A 15,605-nucleotide genomic window follows, 5' to 3' on the forward strand; every position below is an offset into this window, starting at 1 on the left:
CCTGAAAGCGTCTTTCGGGGCATTGGGGAGGCCGATGTGGGACTCGACGCGATCGAGGGCGTCGGGCGGGACCCGAAGCGTGGCGGGTACTCCCGGCACGTGTTCGACCCGGCCGAGCGGGAGCTGCGGGAGTGGTTCGTCGAGCAGGCGCAGCACCGCGGCCTGGCCGTGCGCTGTGACCGCAACGGCAACCTGTGGGCGTGGTGGGGCGAACCCGGCCGGGACGCGGTCGTCACCGGCAGCCACCTCGACTCGGTGCCCGGCGGCGGCGCGTTCGACGGGCCGCTGGGCGTGGTGTCCGCGCTCGCTGCCGTGGATGCCTTGCAGGCCGGTGGGTTCACGCCGTCGAAGCCACTCGCGATCGTGGTGTTCGCGGAGGAGGAGGGTGGCCGGTTCGGCGTGCCGTGCCTTGGTTCGCGGCTGCTGTCCGGCGCGATCGACCCGGACGTGGCCCGTCGTCTGCACGACCCGGCCGGGATCACGTTCGCGGAGGCGGCGGCCGAGGCCGGGCTCGACCCGGCCGGGATCGGCCGCGACGACGACGCGCTGTCGGCCATCGGCACGTTCGTCGAACTGCACGTGGAGCAGGGACGCGGACTCGTCGATCTCGGTGCGCCCGTCGGGGTCGCCAGCTCGATCCTCGCGCACGGCCGGTGGCGGTTCACGTTCACCGGCGAGGGCAACCACGCCGGTGCGACGCTGCTCGGCGACCGCCGCGACCCGATGGTGCCCGCGGCGGAGATGGTGCTGGCGACCCGGATCGCGGGGTCCGAAGTGGACGGGGCGCGCGCGACCGTCGGCCGGATCGTGCCGAACCCGGGTGGCACCAACGTCATCGCGTCCACTGTGGACGTGTGGCTGGACGCCCGCGCGGACGACGACCACGACACCCGCCGGGTCGTCGCACGGATCCGCGAGATGGCGACGGAGGCGGCGGCCCGCGAGAACTGTGAGCTGACCGTCGTCGAGGAGTCCTACGGCGACACGGTGGTGTTCGACAGCGGTCTGCGTGACACGCTGTCGGCGGCGCTGGGCGGGGTGCCCGCGCTGCCGACCGGCGCCGGGCACGACGCGGGCATCCTCGCCGCGCACGTGCCGACCGCGATGCTGTTCGTGCGCAACCCGACCGGCGTCTCCCACGCCCCTGAGGAGTTCGCGCAGGAGAGCGACTGCCAGGCCGGGGTGGCCGCGCTCGCGACCGTGCTGGGACGGCTGGCCGGATGACCACGTTCTGGTGCGAGAACGCGTGGGTGCCCTCCGGCGGTGTCGCGGCCGGCGTGGTGGTCGAGGCCGACGAGGGCGGCCGGATCACGGCCGTGTCGCGGTCCGCGACGCCGCCGTCCGGTGCGCAGGTGTTGGCTGGCATGGTGTTCCCCGGTTTCGCCAACGTGCACTCGCACGCGTTCCACCGTGCGCTGCGCGGGCGCACCCACGCCGACGGCGGCACGTTCTGGACGTGGCGGCGCGGCATGTACGAGCTGGCGTCCAAGCTCGACCCCGACAACTACCTGCGCCTGGCCACCGCCGTGTACGCGGAGATGGCCGTGGCCGGTGTGACGGTCGTCGGCGAGTTCCACTACGTGCACCACCCGGCGGGCGGCGGGCGCTACGCCGAGCCGAACGCGATGGGCGAGGCCCTCCTGGAGGCGGCGCTGGCGGCGGGCATGCGGATGACGCTGCTCGACACGTGCTACCTCACCGGCGGCATCGACACCCCGCTTTCCCTTGAGCAGCAACGGTTCTCCGACGGCAGTGTCGAGGCGTGGGCGCAGCGCGCGCAACCCCGGTACGACCGGCGGTTCGCCAGGGTGGGCGGCGCGATCCACTCGGTGCGCGCGGTGCCGCGTGGCGCGATCGCCGCCATAGCGTCCATTGTGGATGGACGGCCGCTGCACGTGCACGTGTCCGAACAGCCCGCCGAGAACGAGGCGTGCCAGACCGCGTACGGGATGACGCCCGTCGCGCTGCTCGCGGAGTCGGGCGCGCTGGGACCGTCGACGACCGCGGTGCACGCCACCCACCTGTCCACTCGGGACATCACGGCGCTCGGTTCCTCCGGCACCGCGGTGTGTTTCTGCCCCACCACGGAAGCGGACCTCGCCGACGGCATCGGCCCCGCCCGGGAGCTGGCCGACGCCGGTGCGCCGCTGTCGCTCGGCAGCGACCAGCACGCGGTCGTGGACCCGCTCGCGGAGGCCCGCGCACTGGAGCACGGCGAGCGGCTGCGCACCGGCCTGCGCGGCCGGTTCGCCCCCGGGGAGCTGGTCACGGCGCTGACGTCGGCGGGCAACGCGGCGCTGGGCTGGCCGGACGCGGGCACGATCGCCCCTGGCGCGCCCGCGGACCTGGTGGCCGTGCGGCTCGACAGCGTCCGCACCGCGGGCAGCCGCCCCGACCAGGTGCTGTACGCGGCGACGGCGGCGGACGTGCGCACGGTGGTGTCGAACGGCGTCGTCATCGCGCGGGACGGGCACCACACGCGGCTGGGCGATGTCGGCGGACTGCTGACCGAAGCGATCGAGGAGCTGTGGGCGTGAGCGGAGCGAACCATCGGACGCGGAGTGTCCTCGTCACCGGCATCGGCGAGCTGACCACCAACGACGGGCCCGCGCGGCCGGACGCCGCGCTGGTGCTCGACGGTGACCGGATCGCGTGGGTCGGCGCGGCCTCGGCCGCACCGGACGCCGACGAACGGGTCGACGTCGAGGGCCGCGCGGTGCTGCCCGGCTGGGTCGACAGCCACACCCACCTGGTGTTCGCCGGTGACCGCACGGCCGAGTTCGCCGCCCGCATGGCCGGTCAGCCGTACACGGCGGGCGGGATCGCGGTGACCGTGGCGGCGACCCGCGCCGCGTCGGACGACGAACTGCGGCAGGTGCTGCGCAGGCATGTCGCGGAGGCGGTGGCGCAGGGCACGACGTGTGTGGAGACCAAGACCGGCTACGGCCTGACGGTCGCCGACGAGCTGCGGTCGGCCCGCATCGCCGCGGAAGAGGCCGACGAGGTCACGTTCCTCGGCGCGCACCTGGTCCCGGCCGAGCTGTCCACCGCTGACTACGTCGGCCTGGTGACCGGTGAGATGCTCGACGCGGTCGCGCCGCACGTGCGGTGGGCGGACGTGTTCTGCGAGACGGGCGCGTTCGACGAGGACGAGTCCCGGGCGGTGCTGACCGCGGCCGCGGCGAAGGGTCTCGGGTTGCGGGTGCACGGCAACCAGCTGGGTTACGGCCCCGGGGTGCGGCTCGCGGTGGAACTGGGCGCGGCGAGCGTCGACCACTGCACGTACCTGACCAGGTCGGACGTGGACGCGCTGGCGCAGTCGGACACGGTGGCGACGCTGCTGCCCGCGTGCGACCTGTCGACCAGGCAGCCGCTGCCGGACGCGCGTGAACTGCTGGACAACGGCGCGACCGTGGCACTGGCGACGAACTGCAACCCCGGCTCGTCGTACACGTCGTCGATGGCGTACTGCGTGGCGACCGCGGTGCTGCAGATGCGGATGTCGGTCGAGGAGGCCGTCCGGGCGGCGACGTGGGGCGGTGCGCGGGCGCTGCGGCGGGACGACGTCGGGGTGCTGCGGGCCGGGGCGCGTGCGGACGTGCAGGTGCTGGACGCGCCGTCGGTGACGCACCTGGCGTACCGGCCGGGAGTGCCACTGACGTGGGCGGTGTGGCGGGCCGGAGTGCGGGCACGCTAGAACCACGTCCATGGATCTTTGTGCGAAGGTCTGCGCTGATCAGCAGTTACCTCAGGGGAACGTGACGGCACCAAGCCACCGACCGTTCGCGCTCCGCAGGTTTCGCTGGGTCGGGACCAACACTGTGAAATCCGGGGAGGCGGACCAGTGGCGGACTAGAGCACCCAGAGTCCGACGGCGCCGACGAGGATCACGACCACGAAGAGGGCCACGACGATGAACGCCCAGCGGGTGGGTGGGCGGTAGGTCGGCTTGTCCTCGTCCTCGATGGGTGGCCGCTCGTGGGTGAACGGGTCGTTCCCGAAGATGACGGGATCGCGTTGTGTGTCGTCCTGTGTGTTGTCGTTGGGCATGGCGTCCTCCCAGGTTGGCCTCCGGCCCCTGGTTTCCCATGCTACGGCGGGGGACCGACAACGGCAGAACGCGTGCGCACAGTCGTCCACAGGCCCTCAGATCAGCCAGATGACCAGCGCCACCACCAGCACACCGATGGCCAGGCCGATGAAGATGAGCCGCTTGAACGGGGTTTCCTCACCGGCCGGGTCCAGCACGTCGCGTTTGTCGTCGGCGTGCGGGTTCTGGTCCAGCGGGATCCAGTCCTGGCCGCCGGGCTGCTCGTCGCCGTGCTGGTCGCTGTGCTGGTCGGGCATGCGCGCATTCTCCACTGCCCTCAGCCGGTGACCGTCGCCGCGCCCGCCTCGTCGACCGTGACCCGCAGGCGGCGGCCCCCCACCTCGATGCCGTCGACCGTCAGCGGGAACCACGACGCGAACGCGGGCGACGGGCGCACCCCGAGCGTCCCGCCGTCCGGGGTGAGGCCGAGCGCGGCGCGCACGAACACCAGCGCCGACGCCGCCGACCACGCCTGCGGACGGCACGTCGACGGGTAGTCCAGCAGCGGACCGTCCTCCTCGGCCCAGCCCCCGTACAGCTCGGGCAGGCGGTGGCCGAACCGCGCACCCGCGCGCACCACACCCGTCGCCAGTGCCGCCGCCACGTCCGCGTGCCCGGCCCTGGCCAGGCCGTCGACCGCGATCGCCGTGTCGTGCGGCCACACCGAACCCGTGTGGTAGCCGACCGGGTTGAAGTACGGGTGCGTGCCGTCGAACGTGCGCAGCCCGAAGCCGCTGTTCAGCCGCGCGCCGCCCAGCCGGGCCGCCACCAGCGCCGACTCCTCCCCGGTCAGCAGCCCGGAACCCAGCAGGTGCCCCATGTTGGACGCCAGCGTGTCGACCGGGGCGCCCTGTGCGTCCAGCGCCAGCGCCGGGAACGGGCCGTCCTCGTCCCGCACCCAGAACGCCGCGCGGAAGCGGGTGTTCATGCGTGCCGCCCACGCCCGTGCCTCATCCGCGCCCGGCTCCCCGAACGCGTCGAGCAACGCCGCGGCGTCCAGCGCCGCGCGGTGCGCGTACGCCTGCGCCTCCGACAGCGCCACCGGCGCCTCGGCGATGGTCCCCGCACGGTCCTGAACGGAGTCTGGCGAGTCCTTCCAGCCCTGGTTGGCGAGGCCGCGGCCGAGGACGTCCTGGTAGGCGAGGAAGCCCTGGTGCGACAGCACCCAGTCCAGCGCGCGCCGCAGCGGGCCGAGCAGTGCCGAGACGTCCGCGCCCCACCGCCACGCGTCGTGCGTCAGCGAGATCCACAGCGGGGTCGCGTCGATGGTGCCGTAGTACACCGGAGGAAGACCGAACCGCAGGTCCACATCGGACGGGACGCGCCGGATCTCGTGGGCGATCTTGCCCGGCTCCTCGCCGGTCTCCTGGTCGTGCTTGGTGCCCTGCCTGCGGGCCAGCGTGCGCAGCGTGCCCATGGCGAGGCCCGTGCCGAACGGCAGCGCGAACCGGGCCGTCCACAGCGAGTCGCGGCCGAACAGCGTCAGGTACCACGGTGCGCCCGCCGCGGCGAACACGTCGTCCTCGGCGGCCGCGTCGGCGAGCAGCAGGTGCGCGAGGTCGGCGGTGCCGGTGCCGAACAACGCGGTCAGGTCCGCGTTCGCGCTGGTCAGCGTGGTCGTGACGGTGCGGTCGGCCGGTGCGGTGAACACGGCGTCGTCGCTCGCCGACGCCGCGGCCAGCGTCACGGTCCACGTCACGCGGGAGCGGGACGGCACGGTCAGGTGCCAGTCGAGGCGGGCGTCGTCCGCCAGCGTCACCTGATCGGGTGCCCGGTCCGTGGTCGCGGTCGTGACGCGGGTCCCGGCCACCCACTTGGCGACGCCCGTCGCCGACGGTGGCACCGGCGGCGACGGCTGCCCGGCGCGGAAGGCCAGGACCGGGGCGAGGTCGGCGGCCAGCCGGACGCTCACGGTCGCCGTGACCTCCCGGCGCGAGTCGTTGACCAGCGCGATCGTCTCCCGCAGCGTGTCCGGCGCGGTGTGCCGGAGCCGTTCGACACGCACCGTCGGCTCGGTGATCTCGTCACCGAGGTGCCGGACGGCGGCGACGAACCGCAGCGCGGCGGGGCCCTCCTGCCGGTGTCCCAGCGCGACCGGCTCGCGGCCGTCGACGGTCACGACCAGCTCCGCGAGGTGGCGCACGTCGGCCACCAGCCAGCCCTGCGCCCCGTCGCGCCGCAGCTGGCCGTCCGGGGTCGAGAGCACGGTGGCAGGCGCGGCGACCGCGGTGACGAGTTCGTGCAGGAACGGCTGGTCGTGCATCTGGAGCAACTCCGGGGCTAGGTTGGTTTTCATGGAGTACACACAGCTCGGCCGCAGTGGCCTCTCCGTGTCCCGGCTCGTGCTCGGCACCATGAACTTCGGTCCCGAGACGTCCGAAGAGGACAGTCACGCGATCATGGACCGCGCGCACGAGCACGGCATCAACTTCTTCGACACCGCCAACGTATACGGCTGGCAGAAGGGGGAGGGGATCACCGAGCAGATCATCGGCCGGTGGTTCGCGAAGGGCGGCGGCAGGCGCGAGAAGACCGTGCTGGCCACGAAGCTGTACGGCTCGATGGGCGACTGGCCCAACGAGACGTTCCTGTCCGCGCTGAACATCCGCCGCGCCGCCGACGAGTCGCTGCGCAGGCTCCGGACCGACCACATCGACCTGTACCAGATGCACCACGTCGACCGGAACACGCCGTGGGACGAGATCTGGGAGGCGTTCTCGGTGCTGCGGCAGCAGGGGAAGGTGCTGTACTTCGGGTCGTCGAACTTCGCGGGCTGGCACCTCGCGCAGGCGCAGGAGGCGGCGCGGTCCCGGCACTTCCTCGGCCTGGTGAGCGAGCAGTCGATCTACAACCTGATGACGCGCTGGGTCGAGCTGGAGGTGCTGCCCGCCGCCCGGCACTACGGCATCGGCGTGATCCCGTGGTCGCCGCTGCAGGGCGGGCTGCTGGGCGGCGTGCTGCGCAAACAACGCGAGGGCGGCGCGTCCCGCTCCAACTCGGGCCGGTCGGCCGACTCGCTGGAGCGCTACCGCGACCGCATCGAGGCCTACGAGAAGTGCTCCGCCGACCTCGGCGCCGACCCGGCCGACCTGGGCATCGCGTGGCTGCTGCACCAGGAGGGCGTGACCGCGCCGATCATCGGCCCGAGGACGCGGGAGCAGCTCGACGGGTCGCTGCGCGCCCTGGACCTGAAGCTGGAGCAGGAGACACTGGACAAGCTGGACGAGCTGTTCCCGGCACCGGGCCCGAACGGCTCGAAGCCCGCACCGGAGGCCTACGCCTGGTAGGTGAGGGCACGCCAGTCCCGGCCGTGCGGGAGCCCGCGCACCAGCGCGAGGAACTCGTCGTGGAGCACGCCGTTGGTGGCGAGGACGGTGCCGTCACCGGTCAGCACCGGTGCGCCGGTCAGGTCGGTGACGCGCCCGCCGGCCTCGGTCACGATGACCGGCAGCGGCGCGAGGTCCTCGTACCCCATGGGGAACCCGGCGACGACCATCGCGTCGATGTCGCCGCGGACCAGGCCGGTGGTGTAGCCGCTGGGGACGAGGAAGACGTCGCGGTGGAGGGCGGTCATGAGGTCGACCGACCAGGTGCCCGGGTTGCCCATGGCGGTCCGGGCACCGGGGAACCGGGTGCGGTCGCTGACCCGGATGGGCTGCCCGTCGACGTGACACCCGCGGCCCCGCCCCGCGGCGATCGTCTGCCGCCCGATCGGATCGTGGATGACCCCGATGGCCGGGCCGTGCTCGTCCTCGAACGCGATCATCGTGGAGAACAGCGGCATCCGGCGGGCGAAGTAGTACGTGCCGTCGATGGGGTCGATCACCCAGCGGCGACCCGACGTGCCCGGCGTGGTGCCCGCTTCCTCGCCGTACACCTCGTCGTCGGGGACGTGCGCGGCCAGCTCGCCGCGGATCAGCTCCTCGACGGCGAGGTCGGCCGCGGTGACCTCGGTGCCGTCCGGTTTGCACGCGGTGTGGAGGTCGCCGCCGAAGAACCGTTCGGCGGCCAGCCTGCCCGCCCGCTCGGCGAGCCCGACGGCGAACTCGATCAGGTCGTGGTCGGCAGGTGGTGCGTCCATGAGAGGGGGACGTCCCGGCGGTGGCGGAGGTTGTCCGGCGGCCTCCGGCCCCCGGACACCAGCGTAGTGCGGGGCACCGACAGTGGGACTCGCCTCGGTGGGTGGCTGTGGACAACCAGGACGACTGTGGACAACCGCCCTGGGCGGCGGGTCCGGTGCACCGGAACTGTCGGTGCCCCGTGCGAGGCTGGCGATCGGGGGCCGGAGGCCACACACGCGGCGAGGCGTCCCGCTCGGGGGCGCCTCGCCGTCGCACTCACTCGTCGTCTTCGTCGTCTCTTGCCAGGTAGGTCGCCAGGCGTTCCACCGCGGTCTCGAACTCGGGGTTCGCGTCGACGAAGTCACGCATCTTCGCGGCCAGCCAGGCCAGCGTGACCTCCTCGTCGCCCCGGCGGTCCGCCAGCTCCTCAAGGCCCCGGTCGGTGAAGTACATCGCTCAGCCGAACGCCTTCTCGATGATCTCCCGCTGCTCCACCTCGTGCACCTTGCCGGAACCGGCAGACGGCGCCGACATCACGCGCCGCGACACCCGCACCAGCCTCGGCAGGTCCGGGTACAGCTCGCGCAGGTGCAGACCGTAGAACGGCCACGAACCCTGGTTCGCGGGCTCCTCCTGGACCCAGCGGACCTCCTCGACGCCCGTGTACTTCTCGAAGATCGCGCCCAGCCGCTTCACCGGCACCGGGTACAGCTGCTCGAGCCGCACGATCGCGACGTCGGACGCACCGCGGGCGTCCCGCTCGTGGGCCAGCTCGTAGTACAGCTTGCCCGACACCAGCAGCAGCTTCCGGACCTCCTTCGGGCCCGGGTTCGCCGGGTCGTCGATGACCGAGTTGAACCTGGCCTCCTCGGTGAAGTCCTCGACCGAGGACACCGCGGCCTTGTTGCGCAGCATCGACTTCGGCGTGAACACCACCAGTGGGCGCTGCACGCCGTCCAGCGCGTGGCGGCGCAGCAGGTGGAAGTAGTTCGCCGGCGTCGACGGCACGGCCACGGTCATCGAACCCTCGGCGCACAGCTGCAGCCAGCGCTCGATGCGGCCCGACGTGTGGTCGGGGCCCTGGCCCTCGTGCCCGTGCGGCAGCAGCATGACGACGTCCGACCGCTGACCCCACTTGGCCTCGGACGAGGAGATGTACTCGTCGATCACCGACTGCGCGCCGTTCACGAAGTCACCGAACTGCGCCTCCCACAGCACCAGCGCGTCCGGGTTCGCCACCGAGTAGCCGTACTCGAAGCCCAGCGCCGCGTACTCCGACAGCGCAGAGTCGTAGGCAAGGAACTTGCCCTGCTCGTCGGACAGGTTCTGCAGCGGCACGTACTCCTTGCCCGACTTGCGGTCCACGATCACCGCGTGGCGCTGCACGAACGTGCCGCGCCGCGAGTCCTGGCCCGCGAGGCGCACCAGGTGCCCCTCCAGGTTCAGCGACCCGAACGCCAGCAGCTCCGCGAACGCCCAGTCGACGCCGCCCTCGCGCGCCATCTTCGCGCGCCGCTCCAGCACCGGCTTGACGCGGGGGTGCGGGGTGAAGCCCTCGGGCAGCCGGACGTGCGCGTCCGCGATGTGCTCCAGCACCTCGCGGGTGATGTTCGTCGACAGCTTCGCGGGCACCTGCTGCTCGGACTCGACCGACGGGCTCGGCGCCACCGGGTGCTTCTCCAGCTCGCGCACCTCGTTGAACACGTGCTCGAGCTGCGAGGAGAAGTCCCGCAGCGCCTTCTCCGCCTCGTCGACGGAGATGTCGCCGCGGCCGATCAGCGCCTCGGTGTAGGTCTTCCGCACGCTGCGCTTCGTGTCGATGATGTCGTACATCGCGGGCTGCGTCATCGAGGGGTCGTCGCCCTCGTTGTGGCCGCGCCGCCGGTAGCACACCATGTCGATCACGACGTCCTTGTTGAACGTCTGGCGGTAGTCCATCGCGAGCTGCGCGACCCAGTAGCACGCCTCCGGGTCGTCGCCGTTCACGTGGAACACCGGAGCCTGGATCATCTTGGCCACGTCCGTCGCGTACTGCGACGAGCGCGAGTGCTCCGGCGCGGTGGTGAAGCCGACCTGGTTGTTGATGATGACGTGCACGGTGCCGCCGGTGCGGTAACCGCGCAGCAGCGCCAGGTTCAGCGTCTCGGCGACCACGCCCTGGCCCGCGAACGCGGCGTCGCCGTGCAGCGCGACCGGCAGCACGGTGAAGCCGTCCTGGCCCTTGTTGAGCATGTCCTGCTTGGCGCGGACGATGCCCTCCAGCACCGGGTCGACGGTCTCCAGGTGCGACGGGTTCGCCGTCAGCGTCACCTTGGTCTCGCCGTCGCCGAACATCCGGAAGTACTTGCCCTCGGCGCCGAGGTGGTACTTCACGTCGCCGGAGCCGTGCGCCTGGCCGGGGTCGAGGTTGCCCTCGAACTCCTGGAAGATCTGGCTGATCGGCTTGCCGACGATGTTGGCGAGCACGTTCAGGCGGCCCCGGTGCGGCATGCCGATGACGACCTCGTCCAGCTCGTACTCGGCCGCCTTGTCGAGGATCGTGTCGAGCAGCGCGATGACCGACTCGCCGCCTTCGAGCGAGAACCGCTTCTGGCCGACGTACTTGGTCTGCAGGAACGTCTCGAACGCCTCGGCCGCGTTCAGCTTCGACAGGATGTACTTCTGCACGGCCTGCGGCGGCTTCTCGTGCTTGATCTCGACGCGCTCCTGGATCCAGCGGCGCTCCGACGGGTCGAGGATGTAGGTGTACTCGACGCCGACCGTGCGGCAGTAGCTGTCCCGCAGCACGCCGAGCACGTCCCGCAGCTTCATCCGGTTCTTGCCTGCGAAGCCGCCGACCGGGAACTCGCGGTCCAGGTCCCACAGCGTGAGGCCGTGGGACAGGATGTCGAGGTCCTCGTGCTTGCGCTGGCGGTAGTTCAGCGGGTCCACGTCGGCCATCAGGTGACCGCGGGTGCGGTAGGTGTCGATGAGGCCGAGGAGCCGGGCGGTCTTGTCGATCTCACCCTCGGGGATGTCCTCGACCCAGCGCACCGGCTCGTAGGGCAGCCGCAGCGACGTGAAGATGTCGTCGTAGAAGCCGTCCTCGCCAAGCATCAGCTGGTGCACGCGGCGCAGGAACTCGCCGGACTCCGCACCCTGGATGATGCGGTGGTCGTAGGTGGAGGTCAGCGTGATGATCTTGCTGACGCCCAGCTCGACCAGCGTCCGCTCGCTCGTGCCCTGGTACTGCGCCGGGTACTCCATGGCGCCGACACCGATGATCGCGCCCTGGTTCCTGGTCAGGCGCGGCATCGAGTGGTTCGTGCCGATGGTGCCCGGGTTGGTCAGCGAGATCGTGGTGCCCGCGAAGTCCTCGGTGGTCAGCGCGCCGTTGCGGGCCTTGCGGATGATCTCCTCGTAGGCCTGCCAGAACCGCTGGAAGGTCATGTCCTCGCAGTTCTTGATGGACGCGACGACCAGCGTGCGGCCACCGTCCTTGGTCGGCAGGTCGATGGCGAGGCCGAGGTTGACGTGCTCGGGTGTCACCACGTTCGGCTTGCCGTCGACCTCGGCGTAGTGCCGGTTCATGTTCGGGAAGTCGGCCAGCGCCCGGATCAGCGCGTACCCGATGAGGTGCGTGAACGACACCTTCCCGCCGCGCGTGCGCTTCAGGTGGTTGTTGATCACGATGCGGTTGTCGAACAGCAGCTTCGCGGGCACGGCGCGGACGCTGGTCGCGGTCGGGATCGTCAGCGAGACGTCCATGTTCTTCGCGATCGCGGCAGCGGCGCCACGCAGCTGCTTGACCTCTTCACCGTCGGCCTTGGTGGCGGGCTTGGTTTCCGCCGGCTTGGGCGCCGCCGCCTTCGCGGGAGCGGGCTCCTTCTTCGGCGCGGCCTGCTTGGCAGGCGCCGACTGGCCGTTCGGCGACTCCTTCTTCGCGGGGGCCGAGGCTGCGGCCTTGGGGGCGGGTGTCGGCTTTGTGGTCTTGGCCACGGTCGCCGTCCCGGTGTTGCTCTTCGTGTCGCCCGCGGCCTTGTTCGCCACGCGCTGTGTCGGCTTGTAGTCGGCGAAGAAGTCGTGCCACGCTGAGTCCACTGACGACGGGTCAGCGAGGAACTGCTCGTACATCTCCTCTACGAGCCACTCATTGGGGCCGAACTGCGACGCAGGGCTGCTGCTGGACACGGCAGGCACTCGCCTCTATCTATCTCGATCTGTTAGTGGTACGGACTGCACCCCAAGGCTAGTCCTCCAAGCGAGTGGCGTGGTGCCGACTCGGAGCAGGACCGCAGGTCACATAGGTGATCGAAGACCGACCCCAGGTGCCGCTGCCGCTGATACTCGCATTGTCCCCCAGCGGGTCCACACCCGGTCCGCCCGACGAACCACGGCCGGGTTCGTCCGGTTCAGGCCCTATGACTGTGGTGAATGCCTCAGCCAAGGCTCCTGGGACGTGAGACGCCAGCGCCGACGACCACAAGCGGATCGGCCGACGGTCGGTGCACAGCGCCCAGTGGTAGAGAATTCAGCCACCGCCAAAAGCTGAATCGATCATCTGAATCGTCGCAGTGCCGAGTGCCGGAGAAGGACGTGAACTACCGGATCGGGGCGCGGCTCCGGCGCCAGCAACTCCTGGACCGGCGCGGCGTTGACTACCTGGCCCTCGTCGGCAGCTCGGCGCTCACCAACCACCTCGGCTCGTCACCGGTGATGCAGGAGCAACTCCGCCACCTGCTGCGGACCTCCCAGCGGAGCGGTGTGACGCTCCGGTTGGTGGCCGCGCCGACGTCGTTCACCGCGTGTGGCTGGTACCTGATGGACTACGAGAAGGCCGGTTCCGTGGTGCTGCTGGAGCACCTGGGCTCCTCCACGTTCCTCTTCGACGAGGAGACCGCGCCGTATGCGGCCGCCCGCAAGGACCTCCGCGATCGGGCCCTGTCGGAGCGGTCAACCCGGGATAGGATCGAGCAGTTGATCGAACAGCACGTCCTCGGGAGCTGACTCATGCGTCAGGAGTCGTTGCGGTTCAGGAAGTCCAGCCGTTCCGGCGGGCAGTCGAACTGTGTCGAGGTCGCCCAGACGTTGCGGCACGTCCGGGACAGCAAGAACCCCGCGGGCCCGCTCCTGACCGGCGTCGACGTCGCGGCACTCGTCACGGTGGTCCGCACTCCGCCCAACGGGTGAACCAGCCGTAACCCGCCTTTCCCGTGGTGCCACCTCGGTATTCTCCGTGACTGCACGACTACACGGGGAGGTCAGGTCATGCCGGGGCAGGAGGCGAGCGAGCCGGACCGCCCGTCGTGGTACATGCCGTACGGGGCGAGCGGCGGTGGCGGCGCGGACGGCCAGTACGTGTTCACCGACCTGGACGAACTCGACGGCATCATCACCGAACTCGAAGAGATCGCCGTTGAGGTCCGGGACGACCTTTGGTACTACGACCAGGCGATCGGCCTGGCTACGCCGCCGGCCGAAGATGTGATGAGCCGTGGTCAGGTCGCTGCGTACATCGCGTCGTTGGAAGCGGGGCGGGAACACAACAAGGCGATGCTCGGGTACGCCGAGAACCAGTTGGCCAAACTTCAGGCTGCGCGGCACACGTATGCCGAGAACGATTCGGGCGCGGCGGCGCGGCTGCGCCACATCGAGGGAGACCGGTGAACGCACGTGTCGCGGTGGCGGGGCTGGTCACCTTCGGGTTGATGGGCGTGGCGGGTTGCACGACCAGCACCGCGGGGACCGCGACCCCCCGACCAGGCGATGCGGTGACGACCACCGACTCCGCTGAGTCGACGGAGCCCAGTTCCGAGCCGGAGGCGCCGCGAGTGGCCGACCCGCTGGACGCGACCCGGTTCCTCACCGATCCGTGCGCGGTGCTCACCCCCGCGCAGCTCGCCACGTTCAAGGTGAGCAGGCCGGGGAAACCGGACACGGACAGCGAGATCGCCAAGCAGGTGGGCCCGCTGTGTTCGTGGCGGGCCGACACCGAGATTCCCAGCAGCATCGGTGTGACCTGGCAGCGCGGGAACAAGAACGGCCTCGGCGACCTGTACAGGATCCGGGACCGGTACGACTACTTCGAGCCGACCACGGTGGATGGCTATCCCGCGGTGTTCAGGGACTCCAGCGATGCCCGGGCGGACGGCGACTGCCTGATCTCGGTCGGTGTCTCGGACTCGTTGACGTTCACCGCGGGTGAGTCGGGCACGTTGGATGCGCACGGTGCCTGTGATCGGGCTGCCCAGGTTGCGGCGGCGGTCCTGGCCACGCTGAAGGAGAGTCGATGACCTGGCTGCCGCCGTCGATGATGACGGGTGCGGAGATCTACCGGAACTTCCAGGAAGGGCCGGGTGCCGAGGGGATCTCGTCGAGTGCGGCATTGGTGAACGAGCTGGCCGAACGGCACCGGGAGCGGGCGGGCCGGGTGGTGCGTCTTCGGGCGCGGATGGAAGCCGCCTGGCAGGGTGCGGCCGCCGGGGCCGCCAACCGCGGTCTTGGCCCGCTGGTCGCCGAGCACGAGTTGTCGGGGAGCGCGTTGCACACCGCGCAGGACCTCACCAGGCGTCAGGCCGGGTCGTTCGGGGACGCACGCAACACGGTCGTGCCCGTGCCACCCGCGCCGGGTGAGGTCGACCCGCTTGTGCTGCTCACCGACCACGCCGTCACGGCCACCTACTTCCAGCAGGTCGCCGAGCACAACCAGGCGGCGCAGCACAACGTGGACGTGATGAACGGCTACACCGGTGCGAGCGAGTACAACACCGACCGGCAGCCCGCCTCCTACGGTGACATCGTCGACGATCAGGCCGCGCTCGCGGTGCGCTCGCCGGACACGATCGCGGTCGGGGAGTCCGAGGAGCGCGCGGCCGGTGCGGATGGTCCACGCGGGTTTCCCGGCACTGGTCCAGGTGAGACGGTCCGGCCCGGCACCTCGTCCGACGTGGACGGTGGTGGCCGCGGTTCGTCACCCGCCGGCCCTGGTGGCACCACGCCCGGCTCGTTCGTCCCCGCGCCGAGCCCGGGACCGGGGGCCGGGACAGAAGTGTCCGCCGCCGGAGGCCGGTCCGTTCCGGGGATGACCGGGTCCGGCACGGGAGTTCCGGTGGTCGGCGGACCGGTGACCGGTGGTGTCGGGGGCCCGTATGGCTCGGGTGCCTGGCCACGTGGCGGGACGGGTGCCGCGCCAGGTGGTGGTTCGCCGCGAGGTGGTGTGCCGGGTGGTGGCCCGGGTGCCGGTGCCGAGCGGCCAGGCGCCGCAGGCCGCGCCGGGTTGAGCGTGGTGCCGGGACCCGGACGTGGCGGGGTCGGGTTGGGCGGGGTTCCCCTTGGCGCGGCTGGGCGTGGGCGAGGTGCGGAGGACACCGAACGCAAACGTCCCGACTACCTCGAGGGCGGCGATCCCGAGGAGTTGTTCGACACGGACCAGCTCACGGCACCGAGCGCCATCGGGGACGAGGACGAAGACTGAG

General features: G+C 71.2%; 15 protein-coding genes. 9 read left to right on the plus strand and 6 right to left on the minus strand.

Features of this window, described 5'->3' with window-relative positions; translation table 11 throughout:
* Positions 1-36: 36 nt before the first annotated feature.
* The 3 genes from ACFPCV_RS08700 to hutI are packed head-to-tail and all read left to right on the plus strand — an operon-like array spanning position 37 to position 3,697.
* Positions 37-1,224, plus strand: coding sequence for an allantoate amidohydrolase (locus ACFPCV_RS08700; protein WP_378055530.1), 1,188 nt, complete (start codon positions 37-39; stop codon positions 1,222-1,224).
* Positions 1,221-2,537: a formimidoylglutamate deiminase gene (locus ACFPCV_RS08705; RefSeq protein WP_378055531.1), complete on the plus strand. Its 1,317-nt coding sequence runs from the start codon at positions 1,221-1,223 to the stop codon at positions 2,535-2,537. Before ACFPCV_RS08700 ends, ACFPCV_RS08705 begins: the two co-directional genes overlap by 4 nt.
* Positions 2,534-3,697 carry an imidazolonepropionase gene (gene hutI / locus ACFPCV_RS08710; protein WP_378055532.1) on the plus strand — a complete coding sequence of 388 codons (1,164 nt, stop codon included), beginning with the start codon at positions 2,534-2,536 and terminating at the stop codon, positions 3,695-3,697. Before ACFPCV_RS08705 ends, hutI begins: the two co-directional genes overlap by 4 nt.
* Positions 3,698-3,852: 155 nt before the next feature.
* Here the strand turns inward: hutI and ACFPCV_RS08715 are convergent, their stop codons facing one another.
* The 3 genes from ACFPCV_RS08715 to ACFPCV_RS08725 form a co-directional block, all read right to left on the minus strand.
* Positions 3,853-4,050 carry a hypothetical protein gene (locus ACFPCV_RS08715; RefSeq protein ID WP_378055533.1) on the minus strand — a complete coding sequence of 66 codons (198 nt, stop codon included), beginning with the start codon at positions 4,048-4,050 and terminating at the stop codon, positions 3,853-3,855.
* A 96-nt stretch (positions 4,051-4,146) separates the two neighbouring features.
* Positions 4,147-4,347 carry a hypothetical protein gene (locus ACFPCV_RS08720; protein ID WP_378055534.1) on the minus strand — a complete coding sequence of 67 codons (201 nt, stop codon included), beginning with the start codon at positions 4,345-4,347 and terminating at the stop codon, positions 4,147-4,149.
* A 20-nt stretch (positions 4,348-4,367) separates the two neighbouring features.
* Entirely contained in the window at positions 4,368-6,386 is a 2,019-nt protein-coding gene (locus tag ACFPCV_RS08725; protein WP_378055535.1) for a glycogen debranching N-terminal domain-containing protein, read from the minus strand.
* On the opposite strand from ACFPCV_RS08725, the gene ACFPCV_RS08730 reads away from it, so the two are divergent.
* A complete protein-coding gene (locus tag ACFPCV_RS08730) occupies positions 6,385-7,377 on the plus strand; it encodes an aldo/keto reductase (RefSeq protein WP_378055536.1) in 993 nt (330 codons plus the stop codon). The two genes, ACFPCV_RS08725 and ACFPCV_RS08730, sit on opposite strands and share 2 nt — an antisense overlap.
* Here ACFPCV_RS08730 and ACFPCV_RS08735 read toward each other — a convergent pair.
* The 3 genes from ACFPCV_RS08735 to ACFPCV_RS08745 all read right to left on the minus strand — a co-directional run bounded on the left by ACFPCV_RS08735 (position 7,365) and on the right by ACFPCV_RS08745 (position 12,321).
* Positions 7,365-8,171 carry an inositol monophosphatase family protein gene (locus ACFPCV_RS08735; RefSeq protein ID WP_378055537.1) on the minus strand — a complete coding sequence of 269 codons (807 nt, stop codon included), beginning with the start codon at positions 8,169-8,171 and terminating at the stop codon, positions 7,365-7,367. The genes ACFPCV_RS08730 and ACFPCV_RS08735 overlap by 13 nt on opposite strands.
* A 256-nt stretch (positions 8,172-8,427) precedes the next feature.
* Entirely contained in the window at positions 8,428-8,604 is a 177-nt protein-coding gene (locus tag ACFPCV_RS08740) for a DUF6104 family protein (protein WP_378055538.1), read from the minus strand.
* A 3-nt stretch (positions 8,605-8,607) separates the two neighbouring features.
* Entirely contained in the window at positions 8,608-12,321 is a 3,714-nt protein-coding gene (locus tag ACFPCV_RS08745) for a multifunctional oxoglutarate decarboxylase/oxoglutarate dehydrogenase thiamine pyrophosphate-binding subunit/dihydrolipoyllysine-residue succinyltransferase subunit (RefSeq protein WP_378055539.1), read from the minus strand.
* 243 nt (positions 12,322-12,564) lie between these two features.
* Between ACFPCV_RS08745 and ACFPCV_RS08750 the strand changes: the two genes are divergently transcribed.
* The 5 genes from ACFPCV_RS08750 (at position 12,565) to ACFPCV_RS08770 (ending at position 15,604) form a co-directional block, all read left to right on the plus strand.
* The gene (locus ACFPCV_RS08750) at positions 12,565-13,137 is read left to right on the plus strand and encodes a DUF5753 domain-containing protein (RefSeq protein ID WP_378055540.1); all 573 of its coding nucleotides are present in this window, start codon (positions 12,565-12,567) and stop codon (positions 13,135-13,137) included.
* 3 nt (positions 13,138-13,140) lie between these two features.
* On the plus strand, positions 13,141-13,320 hold the full coding sequence (locus tag ACFPCV_RS08755; RefSeq protein WP_378055541.1) for a DUF397 domain-containing protein: 180 nt from the start codon (positions 13,141-13,143) through the stop codon (positions 13,318-13,320).
* A 78-nt stretch (positions 13,321-13,398) separates the two neighbouring features.
* Entirely contained in the window at positions 13,399-13,797 is a 399-nt protein-coding gene (locus ACFPCV_RS08760) for a hypothetical protein (protein WP_378055542.1), read from the plus strand.
* The gene (locus ACFPCV_RS08765) at positions 13,794-14,423 is read left to right on the plus strand and encodes a DUF3558 domain-containing protein (protein ID WP_378055543.1); all 630 of its coding nucleotides are present in this window, start codon (positions 13,794-13,796) and stop codon (positions 14,421-14,423) included. Before ACFPCV_RS08760 ends, ACFPCV_RS08765 begins: the two co-directional genes overlap by 4 nt.
* A complete protein-coding gene (locus tag ACFPCV_RS08770) occupies positions 14,420-15,604 on the plus strand; it encodes a hypothetical protein (RefSeq protein ID WP_378055544.1) in 1,185 nt (394 codons plus the stop codon). The genes ACFPCV_RS08765 and ACFPCV_RS08770 overlap by 4 nt, the downstream gene beginning before the upstream one ends.
* Position 15,605 lies beyond the last annotated feature (1 nt).

Origin of the sequence: Actinophytocola glycyrrhizae (genome assembly GCF_042653545.1) — a bacterium.
Lineage (GTDB): Bacteria > Actinomycetota > Actinomycetes > Mycobacteriales > Pseudonocardiaceae > Actinophytocola > Actinophytocola glycyrrhizae.

What these genes read in the sequence shown, in the direction of transcription:
- ACFPCV_RS08720 (WP_378055534.1), bottom strand. Translation starts at nt 4,347, where the DNA reads ATGCCCGACCAGCACAGCGACCAGCACGGCGACGAGCAGCCCGGCGGC.
- ACFPCV_RS08730 (WP_378055536.1), top strand. Translation starts at nt 6,385, where the DNA reads ATGGAGTACACACAGCTCGGCCGCAGTGGCCTCTCCGTGTCCCGGCTC.
- ACFPCV_RS08770 (WP_378055544.1), top strand. Translation starts at nt 14,420, where the DNA reads ATGACCTGGCTGCCGCCGTCGATGATGACGGGTGCGGAGATCTACCGG.
- ACFPCV_RS08755 (WP_378055541.1), top strand. Translation starts at nt 13,141, where the DNA reads ATGCGTCAGGAGTCGTTGCGGTTCAGGAAGTCCAGCCGTTCCGGCGGG.
- ACFPCV_RS08715 (WP_378055533.1), bottom strand. Translation starts at nt 4,050, where the DNA reads ATGCCCAACGACAACACACAGGACGACACACAACGCGATCCCGTCATC.
- ACFPCV_RS08740 (WP_378055538.1), bottom strand. Translation starts at nt 8,604, where the DNA reads ATGTACTTCACCGACCGGGGCCTTGAGGAGCTGGCGGACCGCCGGGGC.
- ACFPCV_RS08750 (WP_378055540.1), top strand. Translation starts at nt 12,565, where the DNA reads ATGCCTCAGCCAAGGCTCCTGGGACGTGAGACGCCAGCGCCGACGACC.
- ACFPCV_RS08705 (WP_378055531.1), top strand. Translation starts at nt 1,221, where the DNA reads ATGACCACGTTCTGGTGCGAGAACGCGTGGGTGCCCTCCGGCGGTGTC.
- ACFPCV_RS08735 (WP_378055537.1), bottom strand. Translation starts at nt 8,171, where the DNA reads ATGGACGCACCACCTGCCGACCACGACCTGATCGAGTTCGCCGTCGGG.
- ACFPCV_RS08725 (WP_378055535.1), bottom strand. Translation starts at nt 6,386, where the DNA reads ATGAAAACCAACCTAGCCCCGGAGTTGCTCCAGATGCACGACCAGCCG.
- ACFPCV_RS08760 (WP_378055542.1), top strand. Translation starts at nt 13,399, where the DNA reads ATGCCGGGGCAGGAGGCGAGCGAGCCGGACCGCCCGTCGTGGTACATG.